This is a genomic window from Campylobacter sp. P091, assembly GCF_002138935.1.
GTDB lineage: Bacteria > Campylobacterota > Campylobacteria > Campylobacterales > Campylobacteraceae > Campylobacter > Campylobacter devanensis.
In genome coordinates this window covers 285,704-299,028 of record NZ_MJKZ01000001.1, presented here as the reverse complement: position 1 = coordinate 299,028, position 13,325 = coordinate 285,704, and the positions used below count along the sequence as shown (strand labels likewise).

Sequence of the window (13,325 nt, the reverse complement as noted above, 5' to 3'; positions counted from 1 at the left end):
TAAATTAACTAATCTATTTTTATAATTTCATTTTTTTTTTTTTTTTGATAATCTACCGCCAAAGATTGCGTGGAGGATATAGATGCAAAAGCATATAAGAGAGAACGGGAATATAATTTATTCATTTAAGCCTTTAAATGAAGTTTTGATTAACTCCAGTATTAATTTTAAAGGTAAAAACAATGTAGTATTTTTATCTAATAATGCGAAACTTAATAATGTTATAATAAATTTTGCTCATGATGATTCTGTTGCATTTATATCTTCTAGTGTTATAAATAACGCAGTTATAGACATACGCTTTAATAATGTATTTTATATTGGAGAAGGATGTTATATAAATCCAACTAGCCATAAATATATGGTATTAGCTGAAGGTAGAAATATCATAATAGGGGATGGATGTTGCTTATCGCACCCTATCGAATTTCATACCTTAGATTGGCATTTAATATATGATGGACAAACTAATCAAAGAATAAATCATTCTAAAAGCATTTATATAGGAGATCATGTATGGATTGGTGCCGACACTTATATTCTTAAAGGAACGCAGATTTTTTCTGGTAGTATAATAGGAGCTAGAAGCACTGTCACAAAGCAATATTATTCTAACACCATTAATGCTGGTACCCCCGCTAAAGAAATCAAATCGAATGTGTTTTGGGATGGCAAATGCACGCAAAGCTATTCAAAGGAAATAACTCAATATTATAGTTGTTACTCAAACGACAACTTCAAATACACCTACAACCAAGATGAATTCCTATCTCCTAAAGCAATTGAAGAAAAACTTGATTCTCTAAATACAGCACAAGAAAAATTAGAATTTATATATGATGCAATATATTGTAATAAAAATAAAAACCGTTTTGCATATTTTAAAGATATGCCTTATGATATTCCTCTACCTAAATATGAAAATAAATTTAAATCTTTAAAATTTGAAGAGATAGATGAAACTAAACCACAGCCAACCCCGCCAGCTCCAAAACCTACACCACAACCAACCACACAAGAATTAGAGATTAAATCCCTTAAAGATAAACTATCCCAAAAAGAAAAAGATATCAACAATTTAGATATAAATCACAAAAAGGCTTTAACTTCACAAGAACTAGAGATAAAATCTCTCAAAGAAGCATTATCTAAAAAAGAAAAAGATATTAGTAGTTTAGAAATAAACTACCAAAAAGCCCAAAATATCAAAAATCATCTAAGCTACAAGCTAGGAAATGCCCTTATAAAAGCACATAAACAATGGTATAAAGGCGGATATATCAAATTTATATTTGAAGCTATAAAAATCAAAAACGAGCATAATAAAACTAAAATATAGCTTTAAATTAAATTGTTTAGATAAAATATTTGAGCTTTTTAAGTAGAATTTCACTTGCGATAGCAAAATCTTAAATGATATTTAAGGATTATTAGGTGGTGATGAATTTTAATCAAGAAGTCTATAATTTGTTAAGATTGATACCAAAAGGCAAGGTGGTTACATACTCTCAGATTGCGCTGTGTTTGGGTAATGTGAAGTTGGCTAGGGCTGTTGGCAACGCTCTACACAATAATCCCAACCCAAAACTATACCCTTGCCACAGAGTGGTAAATCGCAAAGGCGAATTATCTAAGGCATTTGCGTTTGGTGGGAGCGGGGCGCAGATGAAAATGCTAGTTGATGAGAATACCCAATTTGATAGATTTAATCGTGTCAGGCTTGATATTTGTGGGTTTGATATTGAGAAATTTATAAAGTCTCAAAGCTAGATGAATTGTTATAATCTTAATTTATTATTAAATATTTCTATTAGTTTGAATTTCTAATTTCATTTTTTTTGATAAACCGCCTGCTTTTGAAATTGAATTTTAAAAGTTGGCAAAATGAAAAATATCATACTTCTTGGTGGTAGCAACTCTGTGATGGTAAATGGGCTACAAAAAGGTCTTAGAGAGTATGCGAATGTGACAAATTTGGCTTTAGGAGCAACAACAAGTATCCAAAACCTTTATGAATTAAAACGAGAAAAAAATCAAGAAGCCATTAAAAATGCTGATTTGATAGTAACTGAGAGTAATATAAATGATATTGACCAACATGCGGCCAATAATTGCGCTTTACCACTTAATATTATATTTAAAAATTTACAATATTTTTATCAAACTTTATATTCACTAAATAAGCCTGTATGTATTATTATTTTTCCATTTTATTTTAAAAATCATCAATTAATTAATAATATGCATAGATTTTTGGCTAATTATTTTGGGTTAAATATTATTGATATACAAAATTACTATGCTATAAATAAATTGGTAGATTTTGGTTCTAAATTTGACCATCATCAGCTTTCAGTCATAAATCGCAATATTGGCAAAGAGATTGCTAAAAATATTGATTGCTTTAAAACTTCAAATAAGAATTTAGATATCAATCTACCTGAATTTAAGATATTAATCCCACAAGATATGAAAAGAGTGGGGAATTTTAAGACTTTTAATCCTAAAAATTCAATGTATGATGAGATAGTTTATAGGTTAGAGAGCGATAATTGTTTGAGTTTTGAAGGGTATGAAGGGTATCAAATATTATCTGTGCATAGCTGGAATTTGGGTTTAAATGGAAATATGGACTTTTCAAATGAAAAATATACTTCTATACATTTATATAGTGATAAATTTAGTATTATAAAACCATCATCAAGTCATAATCAAAATTATGAAATACAAGCTGAACCGGTGATAACTAAAAATAGTATAGTTAAATACAATAAAGATTTGTTACCTTATACAGAATTGCATATGTTTGCTTGGTTTGATAGCTTAAATTCAATAAATTTACCATACTTCGATCTAATCGCATTTTTCTTATGTAAGCCAAATCCAAAAATGAAATTATTTAATTTAAGTCTTATCCCAAGTGATAAAGATATAGAGATTGATAGTGATATAGACCGCTCTTATCTGATACCAAATATCGTATTTTTCAAAGATTCTATGGAGTTTATAGATGAGTATATCGGGCATTTGTATCCTAATATCACAAAACACATTGATAGAGTCCTAAGCCCACAAATTATAAATAGACTTAAAGAGCAGTTAGCTACGCCACCGCAACCGCCAAAGCCAATCACGCCACAACCAGTTCAACCAGCTCCGCAAGAGCAGATAAACTTACTCAAAGAAGAGATAAATAAAAAAGATAAGGCTATAAAAGAATTTAGCGATAAATTGAGCTCGCAAGAAGCTAGTCTAAAATCAACAAATGAGAGCTTACGCAAAAAAGATCTAGAGATCAAAAATTTAGAAATAACTAATCAAAAAGCCCAAAATATCAAAAACCATCTAAGCTACAAACTAGGAAATGCTCTTATGCAAGCTCATAAAAATTGGTATAAAGGCGGATATATCAAATTTATATTTGAAGCTATAAAAATCAAAAACGAGCATAATAAAACTAAAATATAGCTTTAAATTAAATTCTTTAGATAAAAATTTTTAAGCTTATATAAGTTGATATAAGCTTAAGATTAAATCTAAAATTTAGCCCCCCAAAAAGGGCTAAATCTTCTCACGCTTCTAAAATCGCTCCATTACTTGCGTTGGTAACTAGCTTTTGGTATTGTCTTAACCAGCGACTATCTACCTTTTTGCCAGCGTATTTCCACTCTTTTTTTCTAGCGTTGATCTCATCATCGCTTAAGCGAACATTTATGCTGTATTTATCTACATCAATATCGATAATATCGCCATCTTTTAAGAGACCTATCATACCGCCCTCAGCAGCTTCAGGGCTTACATGTCCTATGCTAAGGCCTCTAGTGGCACCGCTAAATCTCCCATCAGTGATTAAGGCTACATCAGCCCCAAGCCCACGCCCCATTATAAGGCTAGTTGGGCTTAGCATCTCTTGCATTCCTGGACCACCTTTTGGCCCTTCGTATCTTAAAACAACCACATCGCCCTTTTTGACCTTGCCACTACTGATCCCTTCTATGGCTTCATCTTGAGAGTTAAAGCAGATCGCTTTGCCGCTAAATTGTCTTGAGCCGACTATACCAGCAGTTTTTATCACGCAGCCTTGCTCGGCTAAATTACCAAATAAAATAGCTAGGCCGCCTACTTTTGAGTAGGCATTTGCTACTGTGTGAATGATATTTTGATCCAAAATTTCAGCATTTTTGACCCTATCGCCTAAGCTCTCACCATTTATGGTAAGAGCGTCTAAATTTAGCAATTTATCATCGAATTTAGCTATCTCATTTATAACCGCACTTAGCCCACCGGCCTTGGCTATATCTTCCATATGTACGCTAGGTAGGCTCGGGGCGATTTTGGCTATATGCGGGACACTGCGACTAATGTCATTTAATTTTGCTATATCTAGTGGCGCACCAGCTTCACGGCTGATGGCAAGCATGTGTAAAATTGTATTTGAACTACCGCCCATTGCCATATCTACGACCATTGCGTTGTGGATGGATTTGGTATTTATGATATTTCTGATTTTATATCTCTCATCAAGGGCGATTTGGCAGATTCTTTTCGCAGCTTTTCTGATTAGCTCTTCTCGCTCTTTGGTTAGAGCTAGGATAGTTCCATTGCCCTCTAATGCCACGCCCATCGCTTCACAAAGGGTATTCATAGAATTAGCTGTAAACATTCCACTACAGCTACCGCCACCAGGACAAGCGTTACACTCTATATGTTTAAGCTCTTTTTCATCTATTTGCTTTGTCTCATACGCCCCAACAGCTTCAAAAGCTGAATTTAGATCCAAGGCCTCACCTCTAAGCCCAACTCCAGCAGCCATTGGCCCACCGCTTATAAATATAGTTGGGACATTTACTCTTAAAGCCCCCATGAGCATTCCAGGGACGATTTTATCGCAGTTTGGCATACACACTAGCGCATCAAGGCAGTGAGCATTCATCACGGTTTCAACTGAATTTGCTATTATCTCACGGCTTGGGAGAGAGTAGAGCATACCGCCATGCCCCATAGCGATACCATCATCTACGCCGATACAGTTAAACTCAAAAGGCACGCAGCCGTTTTTGCGAATTTCATCTTTTAGGATTTTAGAGTATTTATCTAAGAAAAAATGCCCTGGAATTATCTCTATAAAGCTATTTGCCACGCCTATAAAAGGCTTATCAAAATCCTCATCTCTTAGCCCAGTTGCCCTTAGTAGCGATCTATGCGGGGTTTTGGTATAGCCTTTTTTGATATTGTCACTTCTCATTTAATCTCCTTAATCTATATTCTTTTTTGGCTTACATAGTAAAAATAGATAGATATATCCTACCACTCCGGCGACAAAACTAGCTAATAATATCGCTAATTTATCAGCGTGATAAAATACTGGGCTATCATTATATGCCAAAGCGCCTACAAATAAACTCATTGTAAAGCCGATTCCAGTTAATATACAAACTCCATAAAATTGCAGCCAATTTGAACCTTCAGGAAGTTTAGCAAATCCAAGCTTGATAAAGATAAAGCTAAATAAAAATACGCCAAATTGCTTACCAAAAAATAGGCCAAAAAATATACCCATACCGACTGAATTTATAAGCTGCTTAGGATCAACTCCAGCTAGGCTAACTCCAGCATTGACAAAGGCAAAAACCGGTAAGATAAAGTAGCTTGTAACGCCGTGAAGATCCTTTTCAAGGTCTTTTAGCATACTTGTGCCAGCACTATCTCTCATAGGGATGAAAAATGCGGCTAAAACCCCAGCTATGGTAGCATGGACGCCACTTTTTAACACACTAAACCAAAGGATTAAGGTAAATAGCAAAAATATCGATTTTTTATTTACTTTTAAGCGGTTTAGGACAAATAAAATAATCAAGCAAATAAATGAAATTCCAAGCGAAGTAGTAGATAGCTCAGTTGTATAAAATAGCGCTATAATCACAATCGCACAAAGATCATCTATAATAGCTAAGGTTAGCAAAAATATCTTTAAAGAGCTAGGCACTCTATTGCCAAGAAGCATAAGCACCCCAAGAGCAAAGGCAATATCAGTAGCAGTAGGTATCGCCCATCCTCTTATAGCAAAATCATCACCATGATTAAATCCCCAAAATATAAGAGCAGGGCAGACAACTCCGCCAAGTGCTCCAATTATTGGAAGTGCGATTTGTCTAGGATTGGATAGCTCACCTTCTATAATTTCACGCTTTAATTCTAATCCCACAACAAAGAAAAATACCGCCATAAGGCCGTCATTTACCCATAAAATCAGCGGTTTAGCTAGGGTAAATTCTCTAAATCCGATGCTAAATTCAGATCTTAAAATCTCTTGATAGAAGTGGCTTAAAATGCCATTTTGAAATACCAAGGCCAAAATCGTAGCAATAATTAGCAAAACGCCGCCAAAGCTCTCATGCTTTACAAAGGTTTTGATAAAATTTAATTTCATTTTTGCTCCTGTCTTATAATCTCTTTTATTAGTAGTTGAGGGATGATTAACCCACGAAATGAATTTTTAGCAATTGTTACTAAGATATCAATATTCTCACCACTTTTTGGTAAGTAGTCAAAGTTAAAAAATATCGCTTCTAGTGTTTTGCTATCTTTTTGCAGTATGATTTTTAGGTGAGATTCCTCCTTGCCAATTTTCTTAGCTGATTTTACCATTGCGCCTTTTAGCTCAAAAAGAGGGCGTGGATTTTTCTGTCCATACGGCTCAAAAAATTCCAAAATCTCTATTAGCTCATAATCAATCGCTTCAGGGTTAATCTGTCCTAAAATCTCATCATTTGTGCTAAAATCATATAGTTCTTGCAAAAAGCAAGATTGATTTATTGCAGTTTTAAATTTGTTTAAATTAGCACTTTCTATCACTATTCCAGCAGCGCCTTTATGCCCGCCATATCCACATAATAAAGACTCTTGAGAGGCAATTAGTGAAAGAATATCAAATTTACCAACACTCCTAGCGCTACCTTTGGCCTTATCTCCATCTATACTAAAGACAATTGCGGGTTTTTTATACTTTTTAGCCAAGCGACTTGCGACAATTCCGATAACTCCCTCGTGCCACTCATTACCCCATGTAACGATAATATCTTCATTTTCATCTATATCATTTTGGCTAGATTCAAAAAGCGCTTTTTCTTGAGCTTTGCGTGAGGCATTGAATTCGCAAATTTTATCTAGATATCCATTGGCTTCTTTTAAATTTCTAGAGCGTAAAAACTCATATGATATGGTTGCATCATCTATTCTGCCTGCTGAGTTTATTAGCGGAGCAATTAAAAAGCTAATATCATCAAATTCAAATTTTTCTTTATTATAGTAATTTTTTATCGCTTCAAAACAGGCTCTTTTGCTAGAGTTTATCCGTGCTAAACCTAAACGGACTAAAATTCTATTTAAATCTCTTAATTCCATCATATCTGCTATTATAGCTAGAGTTAAAAGATCAAGAAATTTAGCCATATCATAGTTTCTTAGTTCACATACCTCTTTTAGTGCGCCAATTAAATACCATGCTACTTGAGCGCCACAAATTTCGATATTTGGAAATGGGCAGTTAGCTTGCTTTGGATTGATTATTGCATATGCTTCTGGTAGTGTAGGAAGTGGCATATGGTGATCAGTGATGATTAAATCAATCCCTTTTGCTTTACAAATTTTAGCAGCTTCAATAGCGCTAATTCCATTATCTACTGTGATGATTAAAGTGGCATTTTCTAATTCGTTTATAATCTCTTCATTTAATCCGTAGCCATCTTTAAATCTATTTGGAATTTTGATAATAAAGTTAGCAGACATATCAGTTAAAAACTCAGCCATTATAGCTGTGCTTACGATTCCATCTACATCATAATCGCCTACTACTGCTATTAGCTCATCGTTTTGGATGGCTTCTTTGATTCTTTTGGCTGCCTTGAAAGTATCTTTTAACTCACAAGGCAGTGGAATTTCGGAGAGTTTAGTATGGATATCGTTACTAAAACGACTACTTAATAGCTCTTTGATTGCCTCTTTATCTAGCATTTTTATATTCTATTCCAGCTTTTATAAATCCTAGTATTGCAGGGTTTGGCTTGGTTAATCTAGATGTAAATTCTGGATGAAACTGAACGCCTAAGAAAAATGGATGATCTTTGATCTCTACAGCTTCTATAAGTCCATCACTCTCACCGCTTACTATTAGGCCGGCTTTTTCAAATTCGGCTCTATATTTTGGATTTGCTTCATATCTGTGGCGGTGACGCTCTTTGATCTTATTTGCATTATTATAGATTTTTGCTAGTAGTGAGCCTTTTAGCAAGTCGCACTCATATCCGCCAAGTCTCATAGTGCCACCAAGTGGGCTCGTGTGAGTTCTTAGCTGTTTATTTCCATTTGCATCAATAAAGCTATCTATTAGATATATAATAGGATTTTTGCAATTCTCATCAAATTCGATTGAGTTTGCATCTTCTAATTTTAGTACATTTTTAGCAAATTCTATCATGCTAAGTTGCATTCCAAGGCAGATTCCTAGATATGGGATTTTGTTTTCTCTAGCGAATTTGATAGCTTCTATTTTGCCACTTACGCCACGAGGCCCAAAGCCTCCAGCGACCAAGATAGCATCGCAATCTTTTAATGTTTCAGCAACATTATTAGAATCTATTTTTTCACTATCACACCATTGTATATTTACTTTTGTATCTAAATTGGCTCCAGCATGAATAATGCTTTCAGTTAAGCTTTTATAGCTCTCTTTTAAATCTATATATTTGCCCACAAATGCAAGATTAACCTCTGTGCTAGGAGCTATTACTCTTTTTACTAGATTATCCCAGTTTTGCATATTTGGCTTAGGATTTTTAAGATTTAAATTTTGAGCTATTGGCTCAAGGATATTTTGGTTTAAAAAGCTTAATGGGACTTGGTATATGCTTTGCATATCTGGGCTTTCTATGACTGCATTTCTTTCTATACCACAGCTTGCTGCTATTTTATCTTTTAGCTCTCTATTTAGTGGCATTTCAGTACGACAAATGATCATATCTGGGCTAATACCTATGCGTCTTAATTCGCCTACGCTGTGCTGAGTTGGCTTGGTTTTTAGCTCGCCAGCTACCTTGATATATGGCACTAATGTCAAGTGGATAAACATCCCATTTGATCTTCCCACTTCGCTTCTAAGCGCTCTAATAGCCTCTAAAAATGGAAGACCTTCGATATCGCCTACAGTTCCACCTATTTCCACTATTAAAATATCATTGCCTTCACCAGCTTTTTTAATACGATCTACTATATCGCCTACGATATGTGGGATAACTTGTATAGTCTTTCCTAGGTAATCACCACGACGCTCACGCTCTATAACTGAGCTATAAACCTTACCAGTTGTAAAGTTATTATCTTGAGATAGATCCTCATCTAAAAATCTCTCATAATGCCCTAAATCTAGATCTGTCTCAGCGCCATCATCAGTGACAAATACCTCGCCATGTTCAAGTGGGCTCATCGTGCCAGGATCGACATTTATGTATGGATCTGCTTTTAGCATACTAACCTTATAGCCTACATTTTTAAGCAGTGTAGCAATGCTTGCTGCTGCGATACCTTTGCCTAAACTACTTAATACTCCACCTGTAACAAATATATATTTCGTCTCTTTACTCATAACTATTCCTTGATTAATTGGGCGATTATATCAAAATTATTTTTACTATCTTATTAAAGATTATAATTATTTTTTATATTTTTATAAAACAAATTATCATATAATGAATAATATAGAGTAATTAAGGAAAAGTTATGAAATCAATCAAATTATCACTTATTCTTCCTATATATCTGTTTGGTGTTACAGATTTTGAGCTTATTAATTATAATGATAACAGCGTAAGCGGTGATGGCGTATTTGTTGGGGTTATAGATAGTGCGATAAATAAAGATCACCCTAGCTTATCAGGGCAAATTCAAGATCAAATTTATTCTGGATATAAAGGCGGTGATTATACTCCAGATTTTTCAGTTGATACCCATGGTAGCCATGTAGCTGGGATTATACTAGCTAAGCCAAGTGATGGAGTAAGCGGAGTTGCTACAGATGCCAAGGCTTATGGCGTTCAGATAACTGGGCATAATACCGATGGTTCATCTAAATTTACAGCTCCAAATGTATATGAGTATTTCAAAGATAAGAATATAGCAGCTATTAATAATAGTTGGAATGCTACGGTATATCCGCTATCTGGATTAAATTCGCTTACTAGTTCATCGATTTCATTTCTAAAAAATGCTAATAATCCAAATGATTATATCCCGTTAATTCAAAGAGATTCAACTGCAAGTGATCTTATAAAATTATCTAAAGAGAAGCAAATTCTTAGTGTTTTTGCCTCTGGTAATGAGGGGATTATATCTCCTGGGATTATGGCTTTAGCTCCATATTATGATGAAGAGATCAGATCTATAATTGTAGTAACGGCTCTAGATAGCGCACAAGTTAGCAAGGATAGTGATGGTAAATTTATAGTAACTACAAAAAGAGATGATAATTATGATTATTTAAGCGCTCCTACTACATACTCTAATGGACTAAAGGGTGTTTATAATTTTGGTTTAACAGCACCTGGAACTGGTATTAAGAATGTAAATGCTAGTTATGGTACTACTGATATTTTAACAGGTAAGCTAGATAAGGATTTATATAGAGTCTCTAGCGGCACATCTATGGCAGCCCCTATGGTAACTGGCGCTGCTGCTTTAGTAGCTCAAAAATTTCCATTTATGAGTGGCAAACAAATAGCAGATACCTTGCTCTCTACTGCTAATAAAGATTATATAGGGCCTAAAATTATAGTAAAAGAGACGGTAACTGGAAAAACTCTTTGTGATGGTAATGTTCTTTGTTCTAGCTCAAAGAGATACACAATATTTTATGTAGATAGCAAAATTCCAAAAAACGAAGATGGTAGTGTAAATGAAAAAGCCGTTGAGAAGGATTTATTAAATTCTGGATATTTTGGTATAAATTGGAAATATGATCGTATGAGTGGTATGGCTGCCATTGATGATGAAGACTATCCATGGGTTCAAGAGGTTACGAAAGAGGATCTATTTGGTCAAGGAATTTTAGATATTGATAAGGCTTTAAAAGGTATAGGAATCTTAGATGCAAATAGATTAAGCGATGCAGATGTAAGAAGTGAATTTGGCGAAACTGCGGTATATTACGCGCTAGATACTAAGGGCAGTGATACTGAATTTGGCAATGATATAAGCCAAAGAAAATGGGAGGCTAATACTCATAACCCTGAAGCTAATAATCTACCTAAGAATTTAGATAATTTAAATGTAGGGCTTATCAAATCTGGGAGTGGAGTTTTAACTCTAAGTGGTGCTAATAGCTATGAGGGTGCTACTGTGATAAATGGTGGCGGTATAAGACTATTAAGTAAAGATAGTAAAACAGCACAAATTACTGGAAGTGTCTATGTAAATAGTGGCTCAACCTTAAGTGGTAATGGGGTTATTAAGCAAAATTTAACAAATGATAACTCAATCATCCGCCCTGGTAATGGAGATTTAAGCGATTTAATAGTAGATGGCACATATACGCAAACAGGTCAAAACTCAAAGCTTATTTTGGACTTTGGCAATGATGATAACTCGCAATTAATTGCTAAAGATTATAGCATTAGTGGTGGAAATTTGGAGTATAATCCATTAGCGCAGTATTACACAGTTAATAAAGAGATTAAAATTCAATTAGGTGGTTTGGCTACTCATATAGGTAATTTTGCTAATGTTGAGATAGCTAGTAATAATAGTATTAGTTTTGAGATTAAGCTTGATAGCGATAAAACTACGATAAATAAAGATCCAATCTCCATACCGCCAATCCATGAAACCGAGGTGCCATCTAATCCGCAAAACCCAACTCCACCATCTAGTGAGAATGTAACCCCACCGCAATCAGAACAACCAAATACACCATCACAACCAGTTGCCCCTAGTGAGCCAAATAATAATCAAAACAATAACCAACAAGCTCCTAATAATAACCAAAACAACCAACAAAATGGCAATCAGCAATCCCCTAGCAATAGCCAAAATAGTGGAAGCATAATAGCAACTCCTGTAGTTAAACCAAATGCTTACAATAGCAACTCTACTACGCTTAGTCAAACTATGAGAAATATCAGAAGTAATGTAAATTTAAGTAGTAAATATAATCAATTTTTCAATACCCTTGATAGTAGCGATTCTAATACATATCAAGAGACTATGAGCCGTATAGAGGGTAATTCTGTATTTGATTTAACATCAATTATTACGCAAAATCACACTAGTTTTTACCAAAACAATATGCTCTTTAGCATAAATCCAGTAAGTTCAACTCTATTTTCTTATAACTCAAATCCATACGATAGTGGAATTTTTGTCGCGTCTGTGGCTAGTGATTATGCTATAGATTTGGGATTTGATAGTTTAAAACCAAAAAATTATTGGTATATCAATCCAACTTATAAAAGATATAATGGCAATGGATTTGATGGATATCAAAGCGGTGTAAGTGTGAATTTAGCTCATAAATTAGATGATGGGATTATATCTTATGGAGTTGGTGCTAGTAAGTCTAGCTTGGATTTTGATATTGGTGCAACAGCTAAGAGTTCAAATTTTGATATAGCATTAAATTATACTCACGATTTTGAGAGCTTTAAGCTCCTTAGTGGCGGTTCGTTTATGGTTTCATTTAATGAAAATGAGCGTATAGTAGCTAATACCTTAAGTAGCGATTATAAGAGTTATAGCAGTAGCTTGCAACTTGGTGTAGCTAAGGATTTTAGGCATTATAGTATTGTTGTTACTCCGCTTGGATATTTAGGCTATGGTAAAATTTATCAAGAGAGCTTTAAAGAAAGCGGTGGTATATTTGCTAAAAATTACGATAGTATAAATCACGATTTATACACAGTTGGCTTGGGGTTAAATTTAGCCTATGAAGGTAGCGATGAAAAAAGTAGATATACAGGTTATATTATTTATGAAAGAATGCTAGATGGCTACAATATGGACGCTAGTGCTGAGTTTAATGATTTTAAGGGGCAGAAATTTAGTCAAAGATATCACTTAGATAAAAATAGGTTAAATCTTGGCGTTGGAGCTGAATACGCCTTTAATAGTGGTTATTTTGCTAAATTTGGCATTGGTAGCGAGTTTGCTACAACTAGTGATAATTATAATCTCTCAGTTACATTTGGTAAAAGATTTTAATTAAAACCTACTTCATAATTTTAGGCTTTTTAGCCTAAATTTAATTATTAAAAGATATAATCTTACATTTATTTTAAGGA

Annotated in this window: 8 protein-coding genes; 4 read left to right on the top strand and 4 right to left on the bottom strand. The window is 34.2% G+C overall.

What is annotated here, in order from left to right; genetic code table 11:
• The first annotated feature begins 82 nt into the window (after positions 1-82).
• The 3 genes from CIGNP91_RS01515 (at position 83) to CIGNP91_RS08720 (ending at position 3,468) form a co-directional block, all read left to right on the top strand.
• The gene (locus tag CIGNP91_RS01515) at positions 83-1,339 is read left to right on the top strand and encodes an acyltransferase (protein WP_086253163.1); all 1,257 of its coding nucleotides are present in this window, start codon (positions 83-85) and stop codon (positions 1,337-1,339) included.
• Between the two features lie 101 nt (positions 1,340-1,440).
• A complete protein-coding gene (locus CIGNP91_RS01510) occupies positions 1,441-1,770 on the top strand; it encodes an MGMT family protein (protein WP_086253233.1) in 330 nt (109 codons plus the stop codon).
• Positions 1,771-1,884: 114 nt separating this feature from the next.
• Positions 1,885-3,468: a hypothetical protein gene (locus tag CIGNP91_RS08720; protein WP_236848355.1), complete on the top strand. Its 1,584-nt coding sequence runs from the start codon at positions 1,885-1,887 to the stop codon at positions 3,466-3,468.
• Between the two features lie 103 nt (positions 3,469-3,571).
• On the opposite strand, the gene ilvD is transcribed toward CIGNP91_RS08720, so the two are convergent.
• Genes ilvD through CIGNP91_RS01485 form a run of 4 tightly spaced genes read right to left on the bottom strand, consistent with a single transcriptional unit; the run spans position 3,572 to position 9,640 of the window.
• Positions 3,572-5,245 (bottom strand): dihydroxy-acid dehydratase, encoded by a 1,674-nt coding sequence (gene ilvD / locus CIGNP91_RS01500; protein WP_086224927.1) that lies wholly within the window; start codon positions 5,243-5,245, stop codon positions 3,572-3,574.
• A 9-nt stretch (positions 5,246-5,254) separates the two neighbouring features.
• Positions 5,255-6,430, bottom strand: a complete 1,176-nt coding sequence (gene nhaA / locus CIGNP91_RS01495) for a Na+/H+ antiporter NhaA (RefSeq protein WP_086253162.1) — start codon at positions 6,428-6,430, stop codon at positions 5,255-5,257.
• Complete coding sequence (gene recJ, locus CIGNP91_RS01490) at positions 6,427-8,013, bottom strand: single-stranded-DNA-specific exonuclease RecJ (protein ID WP_086253161.1); 1,587 nt, start codon at positions 8,011-8,013, stop codon at positions 6,427-6,429. Before recJ ends, nhaA begins: the two co-directional genes overlap by 4 nt.
• Complete coding sequence (locus CIGNP91_RS01485; protein ID WP_086253160.1) at positions 8,003-9,640, bottom strand: CTP synthase; 1,638 nt, start codon at positions 9,638-9,640, stop codon at positions 8,003-8,005. The genes recJ and CIGNP91_RS01485 overlap by 11 nt, the downstream gene beginning before the upstream one ends.
• Before the next feature lie 134 nt (positions 9,641-9,774).
• On the opposite strand from CIGNP91_RS01485, the gene CIGNP91_RS01480 reads away from it, so the two are divergent.
• The gene (locus tag CIGNP91_RS01480) at positions 9,775-13,245 is read left to right on the top strand and encodes a S8 family serine peptidase (RefSeq protein ID WP_086253159.1); all 3,471 of its coding nucleotides are present in this window, start codon (positions 9,775-9,777) and stop codon (positions 13,243-13,245) included.
• Positions 13,246-13,325 lie beyond the last annotated feature (80 nt).